The sequence below is a fragment of the Polaromonas sp. P1_G4 genome (genome assembly GCF_056405475.1).
The window spans coordinates 1-904 of record NZ_JBFUCA010000933.1; the positions used below are offsets into that span (position 1 = coordinate 1).

General features: G+C 63.7%; 1 protein-coding gene. It reads right to left on the reverse strand.

Features of this window, described 5'->3' with window-relative positions; all coding sequences use genetic code 11:
* Positions 1–904, reverse strand: a 904-nt coding sequence (locus AC1D1X_RS24545) for an amidophosphoribosyltransferase (protein WP_477699520.1), incomplete at both ends; no start/stop codon positions are given.

The window sequence follows — 904 nt, forward strand, 5'->3', positions numbered from 1 at the left end:
GCCATGGGCCACCAGCTCATCTGGCGTAGGCATGTCGATGCCGTATACGTTGGGATAGCGTACCGGCGGCGCCGCGCTGGCCAAATACACCTTGCGCGCGCCGGCGTCACGCGCCATCTGCACGATCTCACGGCTGGTGGTGCCGCGCACGATGGAGTCATCCACCAGCAACACGTTGCGGCCCTTGAATTCGCTGGCAATCACATTGAGCTTCTGGCGCACGGACTTCTTGCGCACGCCCTGCCCCGGCATGATGAAGGTACGGCCGACGTAGCGGTTCTTGACGAAACCTTCGCGATACGGAATGCCCAGCAGGTGTGCCAGCTGCGTGGCGCTGGGGCGGCTGGATTCGGGGATCGGAATGATCACATCGATCTCGCTGGGTGGCACGGTGGAGACCACGCGCTTGGCCAGCGTCTCGCCCAGGTTCAGGCGGGCCTGGTAGACCGAGATGCCGTCCAGAACCGAGTCGGGGCGCGCCAGGTAGACGAATTCAAAGATGCAGGGATTGAGCTTGGCATTGGGTGCGCATTGCTCGGCATGCACCACACCTTCCATGTCCACATACACGGCTTCGCCGGGCGCGATGTCGCGCTCGAACTGGTGCGAGGTGCCTTCCAGGGCCACCGACTCGCTGGCCACCATGACGGTGGTGCCGTTTTCATTCTCGCCGCGGCCAATGCACAGCGGGCGGATGCCGAACGGGTCGCGAAACGCCAGCAGGCCGTGGCCTGCGATCAGCGCGACGACGGCATAAGAGCCCTTCACACGCTTGTGCACGCCGCGCACTGCGGCAAACACATCAACCGGCTTGAGCGGCAGGCCGCGTGTGGTTTTTTCAAGCTCATGCGCCAGCACGTTGAGCAGCACTTCAGAGTCGCTGTCGGTGTTGATGTGGCGGTGG